General features: G+C 46.1%; 1 protein-coding gene. It reads left to right on the plus strand.

Annotation, left to right across the window (positions count from 1 at the left end):
- Positions 1-128: 128 nt before the first annotated feature.
- Positions 129-518 (plus strand): cbb3-type cytochrome c oxidase subunit I (locus A3757_RS04480; RefSeq protein ID WP_197469764.1); only part of this gene is annotated, 390 nt, incomplete at its 3' end.

Genomic DNA, 518 nt, shown 5'->3' on the forward strand with positions numbered 1-518 from the left:
GCCGATTTGGGGGTATTAACCTACCCCTAAATCATTACTTAGGTAGTAAAAAAATAAGCGATGTGTGCAAGGTTTACATTCCTTATTTTTTGCGTTTCCACTTTATGTAGAATAATGGACCCTCAACGATGAGCAAAGAGACCAACCAAATCACTTACAACTACAAAGTTGTAAGACAGTTTGCCATTATGACGGTGGTATGGGGTATTGTCGGCATGGCCGTCGGTGTTCTTATCGCTGCTCAATTAGTATGGCCAGAGCTAAACTTCGATTCACCTTATTTAAGCTTCGGTCGTATTCGCCCACTGCACACTAACGCAGTTATCTTTGCTTTTGGGGGTAGTGCTCTATTTGCTACATCGTTTTATGTGGTGCAGCGGACTTGCCAAGCACGCCTGGTCTCGGACACCCTCGCGTCATTCATGTTCTGGGGCTGGCAAGCGGTCATCGTTCTAGCAGCGATCACTTTGCCACTAGGCATTACTAGCGCAAAAGAATACGCAGAGCTTGAGTGGCCG

It is taken from the genome of Oleiphilus sp. HI0117, from assembly GCF_001635235.1.